19 protein-coding genes are annotated in these 19637 nt (G+C 47.8%); 13 read left to right on the forward strand and 6 right to left on the reverse strand.

Features of this window, described 5'->3' with window-relative positions; genetic code table 11:
• Positions 1 to 33: 33 nt before the first annotated feature.
• The 4 genes from LRP49_RS18500 (at position 34) to LRP49_RS18515 (ending at position 3800) form a co-directional block, all read left to right on the forward strand.
• Positions 34 to 363, forward strand: a complete 330-nt coding sequence (locus LRP49_RS18500) for a UxaA family hydrolase (protein ID WP_274143848.1) — start codon at positions 34 to 36, stop codon at positions 361 to 363.
• Positions 363 to 1538, forward strand: a complete 1176-nt coding sequence (locus LRP49_RS18505) for a UxaA family hydrolase (RefSeq protein ID WP_274143850.1) — start codon at positions 363 to 365, stop codon at positions 1536 to 1538. The genes LRP49_RS18500 and LRP49_RS18505 overlap by 1 nt, the downstream gene beginning before the upstream one ends.
• Positions 1539 to 1589: 51 nt before the next feature.
• Positions 1590 to 2546: a DMT family transporter gene (locus tag LRP49_RS18510; protein WP_274143852.1), complete on the forward strand. Its 957-nt coding sequence runs from the start codon at positions 1590 to 1592 to the stop codon at positions 2544 to 2546.
• A 111-nt stretch (positions 2547 to 2657) separates the two neighbouring features.
• A complete protein-coding gene (locus LRP49_RS18515; protein ID WP_274143853.1) occupies positions 2658 to 3800 on the forward strand; it encodes a mandelate racemase/muconate lactonizing enzyme family protein in 1143 nt (380 codons plus the stop codon).
• Positions 3801 to 3903: 103 nt separating this feature from the next.
• On the opposite strand, the gene LRP49_RS18520 is transcribed toward LRP49_RS18515, so the two are convergent.
• Complete coding sequence (locus LRP49_RS18520; protein WP_274143855.1) at positions 3904 to 4875, reverse strand: S8 family peptidase; 972 nt, start codon at positions 4873 to 4875, stop codon at positions 3904 to 3906.
• A 473-nt stretch (positions 4876 to 5348) separates the two neighbouring features.
• Positions 5349 to 5555: a hypothetical protein gene (locus LRP49_RS18525; protein WP_274143857.1), complete on the reverse strand. Its 207-nt coding sequence runs from the start codon at positions 5553 to 5555 to the stop codon at positions 5349 to 5351.
• Between the two features lie 845 nt (positions 5556 to 6400).
• Here LRP49_RS18525 and LRP49_RS18535 point away from each other — a divergent pair.
• Complete coding sequence (locus tag LRP49_RS18535; protein ID WP_274143861.1) at positions 6401 to 7150, forward strand: CBS domain-containing protein; 750 nt, start codon at positions 6401 to 6403, stop codon at positions 7148 to 7150.
• A gap of 69 nt (positions 7151 to 7219) precedes the next feature.
• On the opposite strand, the gene LRP49_RS18540 is transcribed toward LRP49_RS18535, so the two are convergent.
• The 4 genes from LRP49_RS18540 to LRP49_RS18555 form a co-directional block, all read right to left on the reverse strand.
• A complete protein-coding gene (locus tag LRP49_RS18540) occupies positions 7220 to 7744 on the reverse strand; it encodes a gamma carbonic anhydrase family protein (RefSeq protein ID WP_274143863.1) in 525 nt (174 codons plus the stop codon).
• Positions 7745 to 7786: 42 nt separating this feature from the next.
• Positions 7787 to 8719, reverse strand: coding sequence for a 3,5-dioxohexanoate:acetyl-CoA acetone transferase (kce, locus tag LRP49_RS18545; RefSeq protein ID WP_274143865.1), 933 nt, complete (start codon positions 8717 to 8719; stop codon positions 7787 to 7789).
• Positions 8720 to 8757: 38 nt separating this feature from the next.
• Positions 8758 to 9546, reverse strand: coding sequence for an SDR family oxidoreductase (locus LRP49_RS18550; protein WP_274143867.1), 789 nt, complete (start codon positions 9544 to 9546; stop codon positions 8758 to 8760).
• Between the two features lie 133 nt (positions 9547 to 9679).
• Positions 9680 to 10699, reverse strand: a complete 1020-nt coding sequence (locus tag LRP49_RS18555; protein WP_274143868.1) for a LacI family DNA-binding transcriptional regulator — start codon at positions 10697 to 10699, stop codon at positions 9680 to 9682.
• A 356-nt stretch (positions 10700 to 11055) separates the two neighbouring features.
• On the opposite strand from LRP49_RS18555, the gene LRP49_RS18560 reads away from it, so the two are divergent.
• The 8 genes from LRP49_RS18560 to LRP49_RS18595 all read left to right on the forward strand — a co-directional run bounded on the left by LRP49_RS18560 (position 11056) and on the right by LRP49_RS18595 (position 19423).
• Positions 11056 to 12093 carry a TRAP transporter substrate-binding protein gene (locus LRP49_RS18560; RefSeq protein ID WP_274143870.1) on the forward strand — a complete coding sequence of 346 codons (1038 nt, stop codon included), beginning with the start codon at positions 11056 to 11058 and terminating at the stop codon, positions 12091 to 12093.
• 15 nt (positions 12094 to 12108) lie between these two features.
• A complete protein-coding gene (locus tag LRP49_RS18565) occupies positions 12109 to 12699 on the forward strand; it encodes a TRAP transporter small permease subunit (RefSeq protein ID WP_274143872.1) in 591 nt (196 codons plus the stop codon).
• On the forward strand, positions 12700 to 14037 hold the full coding sequence (locus LRP49_RS18570; protein ID WP_274143874.1) for a TRAP transporter large permease: 1338 nt from the start codon (positions 12700 to 12702) through the stop codon (positions 14035 to 14037).
• Between the two features lie 99 nt (positions 14038 to 14136).
• Positions 14137 to 15054, forward strand: coding sequence for a 3-hydroxyacyl-CoA dehydrogenase (locus LRP49_RS18575; protein WP_274143876.1), 918 nt, complete (start codon positions 14137 to 14139; stop codon positions 15052 to 15054).
• Between the two features lie 70 nt (positions 15055 to 15124).
• Entirely contained in the window at positions 15125 to 16660 is a 1536-nt protein-coding gene (locus tag LRP49_RS18580; protein WP_274143878.1) for a UxaA family hydrolase, read from the forward strand.
• A gap of 247 nt (positions 16661 to 16907) precedes the next feature.
• A complete protein-coding gene (locus tag LRP49_RS18585; RefSeq protein WP_274143880.1) occupies positions 16908 to 17798 on the forward strand; it encodes a LysR family transcriptional regulator in 891 nt (296 codons plus the stop codon).
• A 276-nt stretch (positions 17799 to 18074) separates the two neighbouring features.
• Positions 18075 to 18746 (forward strand): CoA transferase subunit A, encoded by a 672-nt coding sequence (locus LRP49_RS18590; RefSeq protein WP_274143882.1) that lies wholly within the window; start codon positions 18075 to 18077, stop codon positions 18744 to 18746.
• Positions 18743 to 19423: a 3-oxoacid CoA-transferase subunit B gene (locus tag LRP49_RS18595; protein ID WP_274143884.1), complete on the forward strand. Its 681-nt coding sequence runs from the start codon at positions 18743 to 18745 to the stop codon at positions 19421 to 19423. Before LRP49_RS18590 ends, LRP49_RS18595 begins: the two co-directional genes overlap by 4 nt.
• Positions 19424 to 19637 lie beyond the last annotated feature (214 nt).

Here is a 19637-nt window from a genome sequence, read left to right on the forward strand (position 1 = left end):
ACGGAATGATACTGTTTAAAAGAGAACATCAAAATGAAAGCAATAAAACTTTCTCCTACAGACAATGTGGCGACGCTGCTGGGTGAAGTAGGAAAGCACGAAGCGGTAGAAATTATTTCTGCTGATAACGAAGTCATCGCGACAGTGACTGCGCTACAAAAAATCACCTTTGGCAACAAAATCGCATTGTGCAATATCGCCAATGACGAGCACATTCTGAAGTGCGGTCACTCGATTGGTAAATCGATTGTCGAGATCCCTCTAGGTCAACTGGTACACGTTCAAAACGTTCGCAGTGAACGTCTTGATATTCCAGAAGCCATCATCGAAGAAATCATCAAGCAAATGGGGATCGAGCAATAATGACTGCGACTTTCAAAGGCTACCCACGCCCGAACGGTACTTTTGGTATCCGTAACCAAATCATGATTGTGGCGATTGACGAGTGCTGTGAAGGCATTGCGCGCAACATCAGCAAAGAAGTCGAAGGATCTGTTGTTGTTACCAACCACTACACCTGTATGTACGGTGGTAACGAAGAGATGATCGACACCATCATCCACACGGGTATCAACCCGAATATTGCGGGTGTGCTGGTTATTGCGATGGGCTGTGGTTCGATCGACCCTGAGCTGGTGGCGGGTCCTGTTCGCAAAGAAGGCCTGCCTGCGCACAGTCTGACCGTTATCAAAAACAAAGGCACCATCGAAACCATCAAAGATGGTGTCGAGCTGGCGAAAGAACTTAAAGCTTACGCAGACAGCGTAGAGCGTGTTGACGCGCCGATCTCTTCATTGCGCATCGGTATCAAGTGTGGTGGTTCAGACACCTCGAGTGGTTTGGCTTCAAACCCTTCAGTGGGTGCTGCATCTGACAAGCTTGTCGACATGGGTGCTACCACCATGGCGGGTGAGCTGCTGGAGTTGCTGGGCTGTGAAGACATTCTGAAAGCACGTTCTGTTACCCCAGAAGTCGGCGAGAAAATTGAACGTCTGATTGCAGAAGACCTGAAGCGTTGGCACGTCATTGAAGGCACTGAAACCATGTCTATCGGTAACAGTGTGGGTGGCTTGACGACCATCGATGAGAAGTCTCAAGGTGCAATGCACAAGACCGGTACACGCCCAATCCAAGATTGTCTGCGTATTAACCACATTTACCGTGAGAAGCCAACCACGCCAGGTTTCTACCTGACTGAAACCACCATGCTATGTGGTGGCGCGGCGATGCACTTCGCATCTCTGGGGGCGCAATTGATCATCTGGACCGCAGGTGCTGCGGGCTTTAACAACTCTATCGTTCCCGTTATCCGCGTATCGGGTAACAGCTCTCTGATCACTGCAGACATGGATATCAATGCCTGCGGCATCATGGATGCGACCGACACCATCGACAACGTTTCTAACAAGATCGTTGAGAAAGTGTTTGATGTAGCGAACGGTGGTGCAACCAACCTTGAAGGTGTGGGTTACGCGTACGCGTCTCTGTATCAGAAAGATCAGCGTCTAGAACACGTTATCGGCATCTGCCCTCAATAAGCATTCCTTTTTAAAGGCGCGAAGTGTGCGCCTTCATTTGAGTAAATTAAAATGAGTAAAACTGCTCCGAATAAGTCGGTGGGTCTAACCCTGGCTCTCGTTTGTGCTGCCCTTTGGGGTGCGTCATTCCCACTGGGTGGTGTTTTGGCGGGTAAATTGGATCCGGTTGTTTTGGCTATCGCACGCTACGCGATTGCAACACTGGGTTTCGTGGTTCTTTTCATGTTCTCTAAGAAACATACGCTGAAGAAAATTCAAAACAAAAAAGACGGTTTTTTGTTGGCTGCGGCAGGTGTTTCTGCTCAAGCAATCTTCTTTTACTTCACTATCCTAGCGTACGAATTTACATCTTCGGGTGAGATTGGCGTCATCAACGGCATGGCTCCGTTCCTGACCATGCTGGCTGTTTTCGTGATAGACAAAATCAAACCTTCTGCACCAAAAGTGTTTGCGGTTGTACTGTCTTTGATTGGCGCAGGTGTGATTGCTTACGACCCATCGAACAAAATCCAAGGCCTGAACTTGGGTCACCTGTTCGCATTGTTTGGTGTATTGGGCTTTGTTACCTACAACTACATTCTGGGCAAATTCGGTTCAGACCTGAATTCGCGTTACGACACGTTCTCAAGCTGCTTCTACCAGTTTGGCGCAGCAACTGTTGCTCTGTTGGTTCTTGGGGTGGTGACGGGTGCAGACTTCGCGTCAGCATCGGTTCTGGTTGAGAATGGCAAGCATATCGGCAGTATCCTGGCACTTGGCATGCTATGTTCGGGTATCGCGTATGCGCTTTGGGAAGTGGCGACACTGAAAACCCAAGATGCAGTAATCACCACGATGGCTCTGAATGTTCTGCCACTGTTCGCAATGATCGTTGCTTACTTCCTGCTGGGCGAAATGATGACAATGCAGAAACTTGCGGGTGTTGTGACGGTAGTTATCGCACTGTGTATCTACACGGTGGGTGACAAGTTCACCAAGAAACCAATTATTGAAGTGGCTGCTGCCTAATCTTCTCCCTCATAAGTATGCTGCCAGTAATGATGCTGGCAGCATCTTCAGGTCAATGAATTTGCTCCACAACGACTTGACCCAAAGACTGCAAAAATTTAGAGACTCATAATGAAATTCAACGAACTAAAAATTACTGAAGTAGAAGTAATTCACCTGCGCGTTCCTGCTATCGATGAAGCGTGTGAGTGGGGAGAAGATGGTGTACTTATCCGCGTTCATACCAACGCAGGTATCACAGGTGTGGGTGAGTCAGATAGCTCTCCAATGATGATTGAAGCGTGCATTAAAGCAACACAAAGCCACGGTTCTTCTCAAGGTCTTGAGCGTCTTTTGATTGGTGAAAATCCACTAGAAATCGAACGTCTTTACACCAAGATGTACAACGGTACTCACTATGCGGGCCGTCGTTCGACAATGATCCACGCTATCTCTGCAATTGATATGGCACTGTGGGACATCGCGGGTCAATTCTACCAAGTGCCTGTATGGCAACTTCTAGGTGGTAAATTCCGTGAAAAAATCCGTGCATACGGTACCTTTATCCCTTCTGCGGTTAAAGAAGAGAACGTTGCCCGTACAACGGAACTGCTAGCTCAAGGCTTTACGTCTCTGAAATTCGGTGGCGGCCCTCTGGGCAAAAACGCTGAGACAGATTACGAAATCATCAAGACTGTGTGTGAAACTGCACGTGGCATCAACAAAGACGTTGAGATTGCGATCGATCTGGCAAGCGCATGGCGCACTGCGGGTCACACAATTGAAATGGCGAAGAAGCTGGAAGAGTTCAACCTGCTTTGGATTGAAGAGCCAATCACTGATGACGTTCTTGCTGGTTACCGCAAGGTTTCTCAGTCAACCACTCAAAAGCTAGCGGGTGGCGAGACGCTGACAACGCGTTATGAGTTCGCAAACTTCATCGAAAAATCAGGAGCAGATTTCGTTCAACCTGACGTGACCCGTTGTGGTGGTATCACCGAAATGGTGAAGATCTACGATATGGCGCACATGGCGGGTATGAAGCTGGTTCCACACGGTTTTTCAACCGGTATCTTGATTGCGGCGACAGTGCACTTCCTTGCATCGCGTGAGCACGGCGATCTGATTGAATACTCTCAGAGCACAAGTCCACTCTTTACGTCACTGGTTAAAAACCAAATCGCGTTTGAAAATGGTTATGTTGCTGTCCCTAACACTCCGGGACTGGGTGTAGAGCTTGATGAAGAAATCATTGCTAAATACCGCGTAAACTAATCAACGTGGCGAATTAGTTTCCCCCTATGTTGTAAAAGGGCTCAATCGTTTGATTGAGCCCTTTTTTCTTTTGGGCATAAGGTGAGTGCACGAATTAACGCTTCTAGCTATAGAAGTAACCGAATGGGATCAGCGGACCATAACCTGATTGATTGTCATGATAACCGGGATGTGTCGCCATTCTTAGCAAATGGTTTTTCATATCTTCATTGTTCTGCAAAGGAGTGTCATTGGCTGTTGAAGTCTTATGCTTGGAAGCAATGAGTGCTGCCAGACCAGACACAAAGGGTGTAGCCATGGAAGTACCGCTCAAACTGGCGTACCCACCCTCTTTGTAAGTGGACCAAATCTCGCTGCCTGGTGCCATGACATCCACTTCACCGCCCTGAGAAGAGAACCCAGATGGATTACCATTCTGATCGTGTGACGCGACCGTAATGACGCCGCCATATCGCCCAGGATAGCCAATACTGTTCGAGTTTAGTGCGCCTTCGTTCCCGGCAGCACAGATAACATAAACCCCATGAAAGAGGGCGTATTGGATTGCCTTAAATAACGCCTGACTAGATTGTGGGCCACCGAGAGACATGGAAATGACATCGGCACCGCTTTCTACCGCCCAATAGACGCCATTAGCAACCCAAGCGTTGGACCCCCTACCGTTATTAGCGAGCACCTTTGCGATCATGAGTGTTGATTTAGGGGCGACACCGACAAAGCCAACGCCATTTAGCCTAGCACCCACAATACCTGCGCAGTGTGTACCGTGACCGCTTGCATCTTCAATGCCGTCACCTGTGAAATCAACGGTATCTTCAATGGCACTGATGAGATCGGGGTGGTCAGGATCCACGCCAGTGTCGAGGACGGCGACCTTAACGCCATCGCCCTGGGTTAATCGCCATACATCAGGAATACGTAAGATCGCGCCAGCCCAGTTAGTTCTTTCATCATTAAATTGCTTTATGTCCCCTAGTGCTTCGCATGTGTTTGCGACACTGTGAACTTTGTAGCGGGAAAGGCCGCAGTCAAATTCAGGTTTTGAAGGTTCTCTTTCAAGCGTTCTATTTGACATTGTTGATTCCTTTTCATTTAGGAAGATGAGCTAAATCGTGGTTTAGTTCGTTCTGACAAAAACAATAAAAGGGTCAAAATCTATATGAGTTGCTGGAAACGTTGCGTTGAATGCTGAGGCTTCAGGTGTTTTCTTACCAAGTTAGAAACCTGCAACTGCCTGTCGCACCTCATAAGTCAGCCATGTAGTGTCGTGAGCGGGTTGCTGGCTTGATGCTGTTATGCAAGCAGGAATGAGTGTGCGGACGACAAAGTATGGTGCTAGATTGCGTGTTAGCGCTGTATCAATCTTGCGTGACACAGTGAAGTGACTTGTTCTTACGTATTGATAATCAGCTTCACCGCAGGGGCGTAGTTGAAGTGTAATAACGTCAGGGGGTGACGGTTAGGTATAAAAAAGCCCGAATGTATCGGGCCTTATAATCAACGAGAAAATACAGAGCTTTGGGCTTCTGTCTCATTCGATAATGTTGATTATTGATGTTGTTTGAAGAAGCGCTCAGCACCCGCAAACAGAGTATCACAAAGCTTCTTCTGCGCTTCGTGTTCAGGCGTACCAGCCGTCATCGCTTCTAGTGCTGCCTTCGCGGTATGGTATTCAGCAACCATTTGTTCAAAACGTGCTTCGTTACCGTTTTTCCAGGCTTTCTTTTGAAAACTGTCTTTCTTTTTCTTTCTCATTTCTATTTCCTAATTTTGACCGCCTGAAAATTAATTGTTTCAGTGTGGTATTTATATTTTTCCAACGACAACAATTAAACATGTAGAGGAGAGCTACTAAATTGGATATTAAGAAGAAGTTATCGCTGAAGTAGTATGACGAATTAATTCGAAAGAAAACCGAGAATAGACTTGGACTAAATGCTTAATTAATAGCTCTGACTCAAGAGCTTCATACACTATACAGGTTGCGAATAGAATAGATAGGTAATTTTATTTTTATTTTTTTATGGATTTAAATCATGCAGTTAGAAGCTATGTGTTGGGCCAAAAACGAAAATCTTCGCTCGTTTTTATTCGATTTTCGTGCGGAAAAAGGCCAAGAGTGCGCCGTAAGCTTACTTAGCCATTCGCATTTAATGGCTTGATTGCTTGCAAATGCCTGAAGAGCGAGGCTCAAAAAAGATCAATATCAGCCAGTTTCGTACAAGTGTTTACCGAGTGAAACCTTCTATTTCATCCAATCTGTCTTCATGCGCCAAAATTGCATCAGCGATTTCACTGGGCTTAGTAAGTTTATTTAGTGCACCCTCGAGCATTAGATCGAGAGTATCTACGGTTTTTGCGCGTCTAAAAAATATTTTCCAATCGGTTCTTGATGTCGGAAGTGAAGATGTATTCATGATATGTAGGAGTTCTAATGGATTGATAAAGTTTAATGTCACAACAGTATGAATATTATCGCACAGTTTTGGTTTGATTTTTACGTCAATTTAAGTGAAGTCGCAAAAGCGATATGGTTTAAGACACTCATCTGTCTAGCATTACATTCAGGCTGTCGACATATTTTGTTGCGAGGATGAGTAATGAATTCGAGTCTTAGAGGCAACGGAGAAAAAAAAGAAGTTCGTGGAATGTTGGCTATGAGGGTTTCTACATACAGTATCGTATTGGTTGGAATAGTGGCTACTGTTGCATTGCTAGCGTCTCCGCGAGGAATTAAAACCGCTGAAATTGCAATGCAATTATTTAACTCGATCCTGCCTTTGGTCGGGGCATGGGTGGGGACAGTATTAGCCTTTTATTTCACGCGAGACAGCTTTCAAGCAGCCACTGAAGCTGCCATTGAAACGTATGCCTCTGTGGCAGAGAAAAAACTCAAGCCCATTACAGCAACAGAGGCCATGAGGAAGCTAGAAGGTATCACCAAGATAACCGCGGATGATTTTAGTTTGCTAAAAGTGAAAGACATTCAGCACCAAATGGAAAGTGCAGGCGTTAAACGTATTCCCATATTGGATTCGCAAGGCAAGTTCGTGGCGATTGTTCACTTGCAGCCAATTTCCACCTACCTGCTCCAAGTCGCCACCGATGCGACGCAAAATGTTGATGAAGTCACAATTGGGGATATGGCAATGACGGAGAACGCCACAGTGCAAATGTTCAAAAATTCTGCCGTGTTTATATCCACGGATCGCTCCCTGTATGACGCGAAAATAAAAATGGAAGATCTCGAAAAATGTCAGGATGTCTTTGTGACATCATCAGGAGATAGAAAGGGAAGTGTGGTTGGGTGGATAACGAACAATAGAATTCTTAAAGAGATCAGAGAGTAAGACATAAGCTGATAGCTTAATGTGCGATCATGATGGCATCACGGTTATTCCGCGATGCCATGTTGAATGCTAGCCCTGTATCTGAAGTCCTTTTCGAAAACGGTCCCCGTTTTTCACATAGTGATCTGCAGAAGCCATGAGTCCGTCAATCTCCGCTTCAGTGAGTTGGCGTTTCACTTTGCCGGGAGAACCAATCACTAGTGAACCGTCCGGAATGTTCATTCCCTCAGGTATCAAAGCATTTGCGCCAATTAAGCAATTTTTCCCCACTGTCGCTCCATTCAGTATCACGGCATTGATGCCTATCAAGCTGCCATCACCGATGGTGCAGCCATGAACCACTGCTTTATGTCCAATGGTGACATCCTGACCGATAGTTAGCGGGTAGCCGGGGTCTGCATGCAGAACAGCCCCATCTTGTACATTTGTTCTCGAACCGACAAAAATAGGACTGGTATCTCCCCGCACGACAGTATGAAACCAAACACTGACTGAGGCTTCGAGCGTCACTGAGCCAATGACAGCCGCACTGTCGGCAATAAAGCAGTTGCTTGGGTCATACTGAACGTGGGCTTCATTGAGCTGATATATCATGTTGATTTTCCCTTAGCGTTTCCATGCAAACCAAAAGTGTAGTTAAAACGCGACCTTGTCTGCCCCTTTAAGCCCCAACATCTCTCTCGCTTCGTCTGGCGTTGCGATCTCGAGTGAGAGCCCTGTCAGCACCTGCCGAATGATGGATACCTGAGTGGCATTCGACTCCGCCATACGACCAGGGCCAGCCCAGAGCGAGTCTTCCAATCCCACACGCACGTTGGATCCCATTGCCGCGCCAATGCTGGCGAGAGGGATCTGGCTGCGGCCTGCGCCCAAAATCGACCAGTGATAATCATTTCCAAACAATCGGTCAGCCGTTCTTTTCATATGCATGAGGTCGTCTGGATGAGCACCAATTCCTCCTAGCAGACCAAATACCGTCTGAATGAAAAATGGCGGTTGGACGAGCCCACGGTCGACAAAATGCGCAAGGTTGTATAGATGCGAGGTGTCATAACATTCGAATTCGAATCGTGTGCCGTTATTACCGCAAGATTCCAATATGTACTCGATGTCAGAAAACGTGTTTTTGAACACCAAGTCACGGCTATTCTCCAAGTGATCTTTTTCCCACTCATGGTCGAACTTACTAAAACGTTTAAGCATGGGGTACAAGCCAAAATTCATAGACCCCATATTCAACGAAGCCAGTTCAGGCTGAAATTTCAGGGCTGGCTGAAGCCTTTCCTGTACCGTCATATGGGGGCTGCCGCCCGTTGTAATATTAATGACCGCGTTGGTGCTTTCTTTGATTTGTGGGAGGAACTTTTCGAACTCGGCGGGCTCTTGTGTCGGGCTGCCGTCATGTGGGTTTCTGGCGTGCAAGTGAAGGACTGCCGCACCTGCTTCTGAGGCCTCTATGGCCGATGTTGCAATTTCATCCGCCGTCACAGGTAAATAGGGTGACATGGACGGGGTATGGATAGCACCTGTCACTGCACAGGTGATGATTACCTTGTTTGATTTAGCCATATTCTTATTCTCACTAGATTGGGAATACTGTCAGGGTGCTACAGCGTTTCGACGTTTCCACACACGCTGATAGATTGTCCGGAGATATTGCTCCCAGCGGGCATACACAGAAATAACGCCATGTCAGCGATGTCTTCCGCTGACACCATTCGCCTGAGTGAAATTTGGTTTAAGCTCTGCTGTTTCGTTTCTTCGTAAGTGGCTCCGGTTAGCTCAGCGCGGGCACGAATGACTCCCTCAATACGAGGCCCTTCGACAATGCCGGGAAGGATACTGTTGACCCGTATGCCATCAGGCCCCAGCTCTTTAGCTAGGCTGGCAGTCAAACCGACGATCCCCCATTTTGCAGCGGCATAGGGCGTGCGGTTGGCAAAACCAAAGCGTCCCGCTTGAGAGGAGATGTTAATAATTACACCATCACCTTGTTGTTTAAGGATGGGGGCGGCGAGTCGGGTACAGTGATATTGGCTATTGAGGTTGATATCGATGGTTTGATGCCATTGCTCTTCATCGATATCTTCTATCGCGGCTGTTGGCCCTGCGATGCCAGCGTTATTGATAAGCACATCCAGACCACCAAGATGTTGAATGGCTTCGTCGAATAGCTGTTTTATCTGAGCTGAGTCACTAACATCGCACCGTGTTACCCCAAACTCAGGGCGTTCATTTTGAACACGATGAAGTGCCTCGTCTGAAATATCGCAGATGTGTACCTTGGCGCCGCTGTCGGAAAATCGTTCCGCCATCGCGCGTCCAATGCCAGAGGCACCGGCCGTTATCAATACCCGAAGCCCTGGCTTTAATGAAAATCGTTCCTGAACTTTCATAAATTCCTCCTTGGTGGCGTGATTGTATTTGCAGGACAACCTCGCCGTTCTGTTCGTTTCACGATAAGGTAATCGTTTACCCTTTTCGTTTAAAAAAAACGGCGCATGATAACGCCGCATTTTTCTTTTGGTGTTAAACCGAAGATCGTTGGGTCACAGAGAACGGTAAAATGGTTTCCATTTCCTGTGCACCGGATTCGTTGCCCCATGTGCGTTCAAAAGCACTGACAACCGCTGCACCGAAACTTTCATAGGGTGCATGGATAGTGCTTAACCAAGGGGCGAGCCATTGATTAAGGGGATTGTCATCAAACCCGAATAGGGCGACATCTTTAGGTATTTGAAGGCCTAGATCTTGGCAGCGCCGATAGCTACCGTATGCAATTGGATCGTTTCCGCAAAAAATGGCACGCGGGAAATGCTTGTCGCCTCCAGTGAGCATGGAGGAAGCGGCAGAGTAACCAGATTCGATGGTGAGCTTTGCCTCTCGCACCCATTCAGGCTTCAATTGGATGCCTTCTTCTGACAATCTATCAACGTAGCCTTGAAAGCGAGCTTGTTGCGCTGGTGAGTGGAGCGGGCCATGAATCGCAGCGCAATCGGTATACCCTTGATTGATAAATTGCTCTGCGACACATACGCCAGCCGCATAGTTGTCAATTCCGACAAAGGGAGCAGTCAGTCCTTTGGGGGCTTTTCGATTGATAAACACAACGGGAAAACCGCTATTCACCATTTTTTCTAATTCAGGGCTCGGGACTGCCCCAAGTAATGCCACGCCACTAACCAAAAGCGAGCGCATTTCCGCTAAGTAAAGGTCTTGCGTGTCGGCGTCTTCGTCTGAATTACATAAAATCATCGAATAGCCTTTTTGGCGAAGTGCTGACTCGACGGACGTTGCGACTGCTGCGTAAAACGCATTATTCGCATCGGGTATCACCATGGCGATCAAGTGGGACTTATTACGACGCAATGCCCTGCCAACACCGGAGGGTTGGTAATTTAGCTCAGCAATCGCGGCTTTTACTTTACGCACCGTGTCGGGCGAGGCTTTTTTTGCCACGCCATTAATTATCCTCGACACGGTGGCAACAGAAACACCGGCTAGGTTGGCAACATCTGTGATTTTTGCGCTTTTGGCTTTGTCTGCCACTCTCTTTTCCTATCCCTAAGTGTGCCTTTATCGATTCATCTCGCCTTCAATGTGGGAACCACTTAACTGCATGCGAAAGGTAATCGTTTTACCTAGGATACTGGCTTTGACATACTTTGTTGTCAAGCCGATTAACATATGCCTTTCCTTATAACCTCATGTCACAGCATCTTTCTAATTTTTTTAAAAGCTAATTATCAAGTGCTTATAATTATATTTCCTCAGCTCAACGGATGTTGTCTCATAATGTCTACAATAGCCATGTTGACAAATTGTTAACGGATAAACAGACTTTAGGTAATCGTTTACCCTATTTCATTTCCATAATGCAACGTTAAAACGTTTGGAGAAAACGCATGAAGAAACTATTGATGAAAAGCATGGTTGCTGTTTCTGCGATTGCTGTGTTGGCAAGTGGGGCTGCGTCTGCCAAAGAGCTAGATGTTCATTTGAGTATCCCTAAAGACCTTGTCTTTTTGAGTGACAGTACAAAACTCATGGATCAAACCTTGAGAGATATGTCTGGTGGCAAGATGGGTTTCAAACTTTACGGTGCAGGTGAACTTGTTCCTGCGGGAGAAATTCTTGAAAGCGTCGGGTCTGGTGCTATCCCCGCAGGTTGGACATTTCTAGGGCAATGGGGTGGACAGGTTCCCGTTGCCAAAATTGCCGCAACCCCATTTGGAGCTGGCCCTGGTGTCTTAGCGTCTTGGATTCACCTTGGTGGCGGTCTTGAAATCATCCAAAAAGGCTTTGATAAGTTGAATGTCAAAGTGCTTGCGTGCCACGTGACCAACCCTGAGCCGGGTGGCTGGTTTAATAAAGAAATTACATCGGTGAAAGACTTTAACGGATTGAAGATGCGAATGGCGGGTGTCGGTGCCCGAGTGCTGAATGAACTTGGGGCATCAGCGCAATACCTTCCTGCGGGTGAGATTTATTTAGCCTTGGAACGTGGCCGTATCGACGCGACCGAGTTCTCCCTTCCGATTATAGATAAGCAACTGGGCTTCAATAAGATCGCAAAATACTACTACTACCCTGGTTGGCACCAACCAGCAAGTGTCGATGCTTTGTTGATTAACATGGATGTGTGGAAGGGCTTCTCTAAACAAGAGCAAGCCATGATGGAAGCCGCTTGCCAAACCAGCCTGATGTGGACATTGAATGCCGCGCCGCCAGCGCAAACCCCTCAAATTGAAGCATTCGAAGCAACGGGTACTGTTGTGAAAAGATTCCCAGATCCCGTCTTGGCGGAACTGCGCACAGTGGCTGAGTCTGTACTCGAAGAAGAAGCGAAAAAAGATGCACTGTATGGCGAAGCATATCAGTCGATGAAAGCATACGCAGCGTCTGCGGACCGCTGGAACTCACTTCAATCCATCCCTAAATAAAACAGGCTGGCAGCAATGAGTGATGAATTAAAAACTCATGATGGCCAGCGCGATATCACCCAAACAGTCCTGAAAGGGATTGTTTGGGTGGGTGACATCGCCGCGTGGCTAATTATTCCGATTGTCTTTCTCGTTGGCCTCTCGGTGTTGGCCTCCTTTCTCGACATTGGCAAGATTGCCGAATGGCAGGATGAGATACTCCTCTTTGGCTCGCGACTGACATCAGCAAGCCTTGGCGATCTTCAGTGGCATCTGTTTGGTCTTATGTTGATGCTGACCATTGCGGGAGGGTTAGTCACTGACTCACACGTCAGAGTGGACTTTCTGCGTCAGGGGATGTCGAGTCGCACAAAACGCATTATCGATACTATCGGACACATCATTTTCCTCCTCCCATTTTGCTATGTCGTGATTGATCATGGTTGGAACTCTGCCGAGCGAGCACTAAGGATTGGTGAAGGGTCGGACTACGACGGTTTGTATGACCGATTTTTGATCAAGTCAACGATCCCGATTGGGTTTGCTTTGCTGATGGCTGCAGGTGTTTTTCTGATTATCAATAACGTAAAGCGTTTGATAAAACCCAACCAAAATGAGGATAAATAAATGGAGTATATCCTCCCTCTATCCATGGTTATTTGTTTAATGATGGGTATTTTTGTTGGCTATCCGGTGGCGTTTGTACTCGGTGGCGTAGGGGTTGTTTTTGCGTTTATTGGAGATTTGCCGTACGCATTTTTAGGTATAGGCGTATCACGGATTTATGCAGGTGTAATTTCCAACTGGCTGCTTCTTGCTGTTCCCCTTTTTGTTTTTATGGGGACGTTATTAGATAAATCAGGACTGGCTGAAAACCTGCTTTATTCGTTGGAGCGTCTTTTGGGCGGTCGACGGGGCGGGCTGGCGATATCGGTTGCACTACTTGGCATTATTATGGCAGCGAGTACGGGTATTGTCGGGGCATCTGTGGTGATGCTTGGTGTGCTTGCATTGCCTGTCATGTTGAAAGAAAAATATGATCCCAAATTAGCCGTGGGGACAATTGCGGCCTCAGGCACCTTGGGGATTTTAATCCCGCCCTCAATCATGTTGGTACTGGTCGGGGACATTCTTCAGATCTCCGTAGGCGATCTTTTCCTTGCGGCTGTCTTCCCCGGCATGTTGTTGGGTGGACTCTACATCGGCTATATCATTGTTATTTCCATTTTGAAGCCTGATGTCGCACCCGCAGTGAAGAAGAGAGAGAACGAAGGCTCGCTGTTTCTCGCGTTATGTCGGGACCTTTTTGCGCCATTGGCACTTATCCTCACGGTGCTTGGTACCATTGCGACGGGGGTTGCAACACCCACTGAGGCTGCTGGGCTCGGCGTGATTTGTGCGATGCTCCTTGCTGCCATAAATCGGAAGCTGACCTTTGAAAACGTGAAAACCTGTGTTCTCGAGACAGGAAGAACATCAGGCATGATCTTGGCGGTTCTTGTTGGTGCCACCCTTTTCAGCATGGTGTTTAAAGGCCTTAAAGGCAACGCCATGATTGAGGCTGCCATCTTCTCGTTTGACCTGGGCGCATATGGCACACTTTTCGTTCTGCTCGGCATTATATTTGTGCTCGGCTTTTTCCTTGAGTGGGTTGAAATTAGCTTTATTGTTTTGCCGCTTTTTACACCCATCATTGCCGCTATGGATTTCGGCCTGGGACTGTCTTCCGAACAGCAATTGCTGTGGTTTGCAATGTTAGTGGCAATCAATCTTCAGACCAGCTTCCTAACACCACCGTTTGGCTACGCACTGTTTTACATAAAAGGCGTCGCCAAAGACATCAATATCAAAACGATTTATCGGGCCATTATCCCCTTTGTCATCATTCAGGTTATCGGCCTGGTGATTGCCTTGGTATGGCCGCAACTTACGTTATGGTTGCCTCTGACCGTTCTGGGAGAGTAGCAACACGTCCGTTTCTACCAGTGAGATGTTTCCCCAGATATCTCACTGTTTAATCAATCTACCAAAGGTCAACAGACCCTATCAGGAAAGAAAAGATTTATGGATAAAATCACCGTTATTGGCTCCGGGCTGATTGGTTCTTCATGGGCAATAGCTTTTGCAAATGCGGGTTATCGCGTTCATATCTATGACAGAGATGAGAGTTCCTTTGCTAACTCTGAGCGTTATATCCGTCAGGAGCTTGCATCACTAACTAGTAACGCTGATGAAGTCATACAGCGCATTACATACACTGCGTTGTTGGCAGAAGCACTAGAAGATGCTGGCTATGTTCAAGAGTCGATTTTTGAAACGTTAGAAGCCAAACAGGATATATTCTCAGCAATGGACGCTTTGGTGGGCGAGGATGTCATTCTTGCCAGCTCGTCATCCAGTATTCCTTGTTCTGCTTTTTCTGAAGCGTTAGGTCACAGAGCGCAGTGTCTCATTGCACACCCTGTTAACCCTCCGCATTTGATCCCTTTGGTTGAAATGGTTCCCGCCCCTTGGACGAATGCAAGTGTCACTGAAAAAGCCACGTTACTGATGAACGACATCGGTCAAACCCCAGTGGTGGTCAACAAAGAGATCGAAGGCTTTATTTTGAACCGACTACAAGGTGCATTGCTGAATGAAGCATGGTGGCTGTACCAAGAAGGTTATGCCTCGGTAGAGGTGATTGATAAATGCGTCAGAGACGGGCTGAGCCACCGTTGGTCATTTATGGGGCCATTTCAAACGATTTCTCACAATGCGCCGGGTGGATTGGTGGATTACGCAGAAAGGTTTAGAGGCTTTAATTTCGAGATCGCAAAAAGCCGTGCCAACCCAACCCCTTGGGATCTGGACGCTGCAAAAAATGCTGCAGCCGAGGTAGAAGCGATTGAGAGCAAGATGGGATTGGACGATGCAGTCACATGGAGAAACGACATGCTGCGTTCATTTAAACAATGGAAATCTGACAGCTCAAACAGCTAGAGAGATTGGAGAGACGAGGCGCAGCATCGCGAGATGTTGAAGCGTTCGTTTGAGAACAGGGAAGGTTGCTATGAACAGCCCATCAATAAAAAAAGTTGCGCTCCTCAATGACAAAGACAGTGTCGCGCTGGCACTGGAAGATATCCCTGCCGGGTCTCGAATCTCGGTGGGTGAACTGGTTGTAAAAAACAGCATCCCAAGAGGCCACAAGGTTGCGGTTAAAGCGCACAGCGAAGGCGATGAAGTCACCAAATATGCGCAGGTTATCGGGTTTGCCAAAACTGCCATTTCCGTCGGGGAGCATGTGCATAGCCACAATTGTGGTGTTGAAGATGTAGAACGGGATTACGATTTTTGTAGCGATGCACAGCGGTTTACGCCGGATTTCAGTCAGGCTGACCGTACGTTTATGGGCTTCAAACGCGCATCGGGAAAAGTCGGCACACGCAACTACATTGGCATTCTCACGAGCGTGAATTGCTCAGCCACAGTGGCAAAGCTGATCGCGGAAGCGGTAAAGGAAAGCGGCATTCTCAAACATTATCCCAATGTGGATGGTGTTGTGCCTCTTGTACATGGTGCCGGCTGTTGTATTAAATCTGATGGCGAGGGATACCATAACCTTCAGCGCACATTTATGGGTTACGCTTGCCACCCCAATTTTGCATCCGTGCTTATGGTGGGGTTGGGCTGTGAAGTGATGCAAATATCTAGAATGGTTGAAGAAACAGGCATTGTGGAAGGCGAGGAGTTTCGAAAACTCATTATTCAAGATGTCGGCGGTACGCGAAAAACGGTGGCAGCGGGTGTTGAACTCATCAAAGCCATGTTACTAACAGCCAATGAATGTAAGCGTACCGAGCAGCCCGTCTCCGAGCTCACCATCGCACTGCAATGTGGTGGCTCTGACGGTTATTCGGGGATCACGGCTAACCCCGCGTTGGGTGTTGCTGCCGACCTGCTCGTGAGTGCGGGCGGAACGGTAGTGTTGTCTGAAACCCCCGAGGTGTATGGAGCGGAACACCTGTTAACCCGACGCGCTGCCACGCTGGAAGCAGGCCAAAAATTGGTAGAAAGGATTAAATGGTGGGAAAACTATGCCGCAAAAAATGGCGGTGAAATGGATAACAACCCGACGCCGGGCAACAAAGCTGGTGGCTTAACCACCATCTTTGAAAAGTCGTTAGGGGCTATCGCCAAAGCGGGAACCTCGCCGTTGATGGATGTTTATCTGTATTCGCAGAAGATTGATAAAAAGGGTTTTGTGCTCATGGACGGGCCCGGATACGACCCTTGTGCAATCACAGGGCAGGTAGCATCTGGCTCAACACTGGTTTGTTTCACCACAGGGCGTGGTTCAGTCTTTGGTTACAAACCAGCCCCGTCGATCAAGCTCGCCACCAATTCCAGCATGTATGAAAAGATGGAAGAGGACATGGACATCAACTGTGGTGACATCATCGATCAAGGTATTTCTTTGCAAGACAAGGGAAGGGAGATCTTCGACGTGATTGTTGCTGTTGCCTCTGGGGAAGCGTCCAAAAGTGAGCTCAATGGGTTGGGGGATAATGAATTTGTCCCTTGGCAGTTAGGGGCGCAGATGTAGCCCTTTCTATTATCTAGAAGATGGTCTGTTAAGCGCACTTTAGCTTGAATGGTCAAAGTGCGTGTTTTGTTTCTCCGATTTTTCTCCCTGCTCAATACCCAAACTCACTGACACTTGCAGCACACGATGCGATGCGAACCCACCAAATTCCAAAACTGCCCGTGGTGCACGTGCAAAACGTAACCGAATATTTTACAAAGGGATTTAGGTATACATTCAAGTTCTGGTTTAGTCCCGGAGAGATTTCATGCTCGATAAAATGGCGTTCTTTATCTACGTGATCCGCACAGGCTCTATATCCTCTGCGGCGCGTCAATTTAACGTTTCGGTGTCGGCAGGGAGTCGCTGGCTTCAGGAGCTAGAGCAGCATTTCGGTACCACACTTTGCCATCGTTCCAACCGGCTTTTGGAAGCGACTCAGGCGGGCCAGACCTTGTATGAAGAATTCTCACCCATTGTCGACAAAGCCGAGCGTATCAGTCGTAAACTGGAAGGGTTTCAGGATCACGAGAAAGGCCACATCAACATCGCCTGCACGCCAGTTTATGCCAACCACTATTTGATGGATAAAATCACCGAGTATTCCCGACTCAACCCGAAGGTGACGTTCAATATAAACGTGACCCCTTGGGCCCTCGACCATGCCAGCACCAGTGATTTGATGATCAGTGCCAACGCGCGGTTTCAGGGATACCGTGAAAAGGACCTGATGTTGGTTAAGCGCGAGTTGCTGGCATCGCCATTTGTGGTAGTTGCTTCGCCGCAATACACAGAAAAACGGGGCTTACCGTCACAGCCAGAAGATTTGCATAGCCATGCGTGTCTGGTCGCGACCACACTCACGGGCAGTAACGAGTGGATCTTCCAAAAAGGTGTAGAAACCATTGTACTCAAGGTGCCAAAAACCATTGAAGTGAACGACAGCGACCTTCTGCTTCGTGGCGTGACTCAAGGGGCGGGTGTGGCTTACCTGCCACAATTTGTCAGTGAATCCGCCATTGAAAACGGTGCTCTCATCCCGTTGATGCAAGACTTCGAAACCAGTACATGGAGCCTCAATCTCTATTATCATCCCTCTGGCATTGCTTCTCCCGTCGCCAATAAATTCAAAGACTTCCTGCTGGAAAATCCCTGCTGACATCATGCCTTTCAGTTGCTTTGCATTTTCGCAAAGCGACTTTGAATTTGTGTCTATATCACCACTTCTCACCCTTTCATAGAATGAAAACCATACATTGGACGTGGGAGCACGGATGATATGGAAGGCATCTTTAGTGTGTCGGCAACGTGCACGCCGATAGTCAGTTTTAACGCTTGCAGGCGTTTTTATCGAGCGATGAATACAGGGCTGGTTCAGGCAGCTATTTCTCCACCTTCGAAGATGTAGTTGGTAATGTTGCTGAGGACCAAAACCATGAAAAAAGCCGCAACCGCACAACAGATCGAAAACCTTTTGCATGATGGCATGACCATCATGATTGGGGGGTTTATGGCGACAGGTGCTCCGGAGCACTTGATTGATCTGCTCATCAAAAAAGACATCAAAGACATCACACTGATCACCACAGATACTGGCTCCCCCGGTCGTGGTTCAAGCCGCCTGATCGCCGAAAAGCGGGTGAAGAAGCTGTATGCCTCCCATATCGGAACTAACCCGGAAACGGGTAAGCAAATGAACGAAGGTACGTTAGAGGTTGAATTAGTTCCCCAAGGCTCGCTTGCAGAACGTATTCGTAGTGGCGGTGCAGGATTGGGAGGTGTGCTTACCCCAACCGGACTTGGCACCATCGTGGCGGAAAACAAACGGGTGATTGAGGTAGACGGGAAGAAATACCTATTGGAAACACCCCTGAAAGCCGATTTGGCACTTATCCGAGGCTCGAAAGTCGACCGCCGTGGGAACGTGTTTTATAGCAAAACCACGCAGAACTTTAACCCATTAATGGCAACCGCCGCAGAAACCGTTGTTGTCGAGCCAGAGCAACTTGTGGAGCTTGGCGACATTGAACCCGAAGCCGTTCACACCCCAAGCATTTTTGTCGATCACATCTATGTCGATCACTTTCTGGTGGAGGACAACCAATGACAGCGCAATTGGATAAAGACACCGTTCGCCACCGCATCGCTTGGCGTGTTGCACGCGAGATGAAAGACGGTGATATCGTCAACCTCGGTATTGGTTTGCCTACGCTGGTGGCCAACCATGTTGATAAAGACGTCGAACTGTTACTGCAAGCGGAAAACGGCCTACTTGGTATTGACCAACTCGCGAGTGAAGAGACGATGGATGCAGATTTGGTCAACGCGGGTGGACAGCATATTACCGCTGTAGAAGGAGCCTGTTACTTTAACAGTGCGGATTCTTTCGCCATCATCCGAGGTGGGCATGTTGACGCCACCGTACTGGGTGCGTTGCAGGTCGACGAAAAGGGGAATCTTGCTAACTGGATTATTCCGGGGAAAATGGTACCCGGCATGGGCGGCGCAATGGATTTAGTCGTCGGTGCGAAAAAGGTTATTGTCGCGATGGAGCACACGGTGAAAGGCAAGCCGAAGCTGTTAAAGCAATGTTCCTTGCCGCTGACAGCCGCCAATCAGGTGAACCTGATCGTGACGGAAATGGGTGTGTTTGAAATCAACGAAAACGGTATGGTACTCATTGAACTTGCACCTGAGTTTTCCTTTGAAGACGTTCAAGCTGCCACGGAAGCATTGCTGTTGATTTCACCGAATTTATGCACGATGCAGTTGCCGGCTGGCTGATCATGGATTTCTGGATTTCAGTTCTGTCCATGGGTTTACTATTGGTTGAAAAATTTCCCAATGGATACAGTAAGAATTATGCGCCCATTTTGGGAGGGCTGAATGTATCAACGGTAAACAGAATGGGGAGCGACAGACGAGAATAATCAGAGAGAAGTAAACATCGCAGTTCAATGTAAGCCGTCCGGACTTTCTGTCAACAATCCCGAACTTC

It is taken from the genome of Enterovibrio qingdaonensis (genome assembly GCF_028683135.1).
GTDB lineage: Bacteria > Pseudomonadota > Gammaproteobacteria > Enterobacterales > Vibrionaceae > Enterovibrio > Enterovibrio qingdaonensis.

Coding starts and splice junctions, on each gene's coding strand:
- LRP49_RS18500 (WP_274143848.1), top strand. CDS start 34: ATGAAAGCAATAAAACTTTCTCCTACAGACAATGTGGCGACGCTGCTG.
- LRP49_RS18505 (WP_274143850.1), top strand. CDS start 363: ATGACTGCGACTTTCAAAGGCTACCCACGCCCGAACGGTACTTTTGGT.
- LRP49_RS18510 (WP_274143852.1), top strand. CDS start 1,590: ATGAGTAAAACTGCTCCGAATAAGTCGGTGGGTCTAACCCTGGCTCTC.
- LRP49_RS18515 (WP_274143853.1), top strand. CDS start 2,658: ATGAAATTCAACGAACTAAAAATTACTGAAGTAGAAGTAATTCACCTG.
- LRP49_RS18520 (WP_274143855.1), bottom strand. CDS start 4,875: ATGTCAAATAGAACGCTTGAAAGAGAACCTTCAAAACCTGAATTTGAC.
- LRP49_RS18525 (WP_274143857.1), bottom strand. CDS start 5,555: ATGAGAAAGAAAAAGAAAGACAGTTTTCAAAAGAAAGCCTGGAAAAAC.
- LRP49_RS18535 (WP_274143861.1), top strand. CDS start 6,401: ATGAATTCGAGTCTTAGAGGCAACGGAGAAAAAAAAGAAGTTCGTGGA.
- LRP49_RS18540 (WP_274143863.1), bottom strand. CDS start 7,744: ATGATATATCAGCTCAATGAAGCCCACGTTCAGTATGACCCAAGCAAC.
- kce (WP_274143865.1), bottom strand. CDS start 8,719: ATGGCTAAATCAAACAAGGTAATCATCACCTGTGCAGTGACAGGTGCT.
- LRP49_RS18550 (WP_274143867.1), bottom strand. CDS start 9,546: ATGAAAGTTCAGGAACGATTTTCATTAAAGCCAGGGCTTCGGGTATTG.
- LRP49_RS18560 (WP_274143870.1), top strand. CDS start 11,056: ATGAAGAAACTATTGATGAAAAGCATGGTTGCTGTTTCTGCGATTGCT.
- LRP49_RS18565 (WP_274143872.1), top strand. CDS start 12,109: ATGAGTGATGAATTAAAAACTCATGATGGCCAGCGCGATATCACCCAA.
- LRP49_RS18570 (WP_274143874.1), top strand. CDS start 12,700: ATGGAGTATATCCTCCCTCTATCCATGGTTATTTGTTTAATGATGGGT.
- LRP49_RS18575 (WP_274143876.1), top strand. CDS start 14,137: ATGGATAAAATCACCGTTATTGGCTCCGGGCTGATTGGTTCTTCATGG.
- LRP49_RS18580 (WP_274143878.1), top strand. CDS start 15,125: ATGAACAGCCCATCAATAAAAAAAGTTGCGCTCCTCAATGACAAAGAC.
- LRP49_RS18585 (WP_274143880.1), top strand. CDS start 16,908: ATGCTCGATAAAATGGCGTTCTTTATCTACGTGATCCGCACAGGCTCT.
- LRP49_RS18590 (WP_274143882.1), top strand. CDS start 18,075: ATGAAAAAAGCCGCAACCGCACAACAGATCGAAAACCTTTTGCATGAT.
- LRP49_RS18595 (WP_274143884.1), top strand. CDS start 18,743: ATGACAGCGCAATTGGATAAAGACACCGTTCGCCACCGCATCGCTTGG.